Origin of the sequence: Candidatus Bealeia paramacronuclearis (assembly GCF_035607555.1) — a bacterium.
GTDB lineage: Bacteria > Pseudomonadota > Alphaproteobacteria > UBA9655 > UBA9655 > Bealeia > Bealeia paramacronuclearis.
Genome location: NZ_JAVHWZ010000014.1, coordinates 1 through 1,471 on the forward strand (window position 1 = coordinate 1; position 1,471 = coordinate 1,471).

The window sequence follows — 1,471 nt, forward strand, 5'->3', positions numbered from 1 at the left end:
TATCCTCTCTATCGCTGCCAGCTAAACAGCAAAGAATCCCTCAGACTTCCACGAATTTGATCTGGAGTGTGAGATATGATTTAATCACAGTCAGAGTCTCGCAACGCAGGCAAGAGTGAAGCGAACTGAAACACACAGTTAACCAAAGCTAGGAGATATCACTATGGCTTTCCCTACATCTGTAAATAACCAAATTACTGATGCAGTGACTCAATCCAATGTTAAAGTCTTGGGCGAGTCCGCAGCAGTGGCATTAAGCAATCTCTATCAATCTTCTGCCAATTCATTGGCGCAGTCCATTCAGAATGCGACATTTGCACAGCAGCAATCGAACTTGATCCATCAGGCAACAACAACACAGGGCATTAACCTGATTTATGCGGTCGACACCGCTGCTGTTGGTGATGCATCTGAGAAATTGGCACGTGCAGACGTTCCTGCTGATGCATTGATGACCATCATGTTGAAAGCATTGAATAAATAAGAAACATGAGTCTCTTGAAGGAGCTCATTAATCTTGGCAAGACATTGAAGTTAAACATTAATGAATAAAGGAGAACACAATGGCTTACCCTACAGCCGTCAATGATCAGATCACAGATGCGGTAACGCAATCCAACGTCAAGGTGTTAGGAGAGTCCGCAGCCGTGGCAACCAGCAATCTGTATCAGGCCGCCGCTAACTCTTTGTCCACTTCCATTCAGAATGCGACATTTGCACAGCAGCAATCGAACTTGATCCATCAGGCAACAACAACACAAGGTATTAACCTGATTTATGCGGTCGACACCGCATCTGTCGCAGACGCAACTAAGAAAGTTGCACAGGCTGATCTTCCTGCCAGTGCACTGAACATGCTTTTGTTGCAGTCAATGAAACAGTCTAATCCTTACGGTTAAGATCAAGAGAGGCAAGCATGGCACGACGCAAATCTCACTCTAAAGCTCAGCAGCCTTATCAGCCGATTCACTTCGTGATTGATGAGACGCCATCGATTGCTTTAGCGGGACAGGTTTTAGCGATGTGTCATGCGCATGCTTTGAGCGCTTATAATGCGGTATCACAACAGGCACAAAATCAGATTCTGAGTCTGGCAAGTGTCAGGGATGCCGTGATTCAGGTTCAAAAGCCACAAGAGCGAGTTGTGATTATGGGAAACGATATGACCCCGGGCCACACGTTCCAGTAAGAGGAACAGTGGAGAATTCCATTTGTCCATATTGATCCCATGCAGAGTCCCATCGTCAGCTTGGTGAGAGAGCTTGAGAAATTGAAACGACAGAAAAGGCATATTGCCACAGAAAGGCAAGACAATGAATTTAGCCAATATCAATTCCAATTCCACATCAGCGAATGAGGGAACAGTGAATGCCCAAATGACTGATAACATCACCCAAACAAGCGTGATGACACTCGGTTCTTCTGCGGCAGTTGCGATGAGTCGTCTTTATCAAGCGGTCACAGACTCATT

General features: G+C 45.6%; 4 protein-coding genes. All 4 read left to right on the plus strand.

All coding sequences use genetic code 11. From position 1 onward, the window contains the following. Positions 1-163: 163 nt before the first annotated feature. Positions 164-484 (plus strand): RebB family R body protein, encoded by a 321-nt coding sequence (locus tag Bealeia2_RS10410; protein ID WP_331256860.1) that lies wholly within the window; start codon positions 164-166, stop codon positions 482-484. Positions 485-563: 79 nt separating this feature from the next. Continuing rightward, positions 564-899 carry a RebB family R body protein gene (locus Bealeia2_RS10415; protein WP_331256859.1) on the plus strand — a complete coding sequence of 112 codons (336 nt, stop codon included), beginning with the start codon at positions 564-566 and terminating at the stop codon, positions 897-899. Positions 900-916: 17 nt separating this feature from the next. Further along, positions 917-1,189 (plus strand): RebB family R body protein, encoded by a 273-nt coding sequence (locus Bealeia2_RS10420; RefSeq protein WP_331256858.1) that lies wholly within the window; start codon positions 917-919, stop codon positions 1,187-1,189. 187 nt (positions 1,190-1,376) lie between these two features. Next, the coding region (locus Bealeia2_RS10650) for a RebB family R body protein (protein WP_414437892.1) at positions 1,377-1,471 on the plus strand (95 nt) is incomplete at its 3' end.

Coding starts and splice junctions, on each gene's coding strand:
- Bealeia2_RS10415 (WP_331256859.1), top strand. CDS start 564: ATGGCTTACCCTACAGCCGTCAATGATCAGATCACAGATGCGGTAACG.
- Bealeia2_RS10420 (WP_331256858.1), top strand. CDS start 917: ATGGCACGACGCAAATCTCACTCTAAAGCTCAGCAGCCTTATCAGCCG.
- Bealeia2_RS10410 (WP_331256860.1), top strand. CDS start 164: ATGGCTTTCCCTACATCTGTAAATAACCAAATTACTGATGCAGTGACT.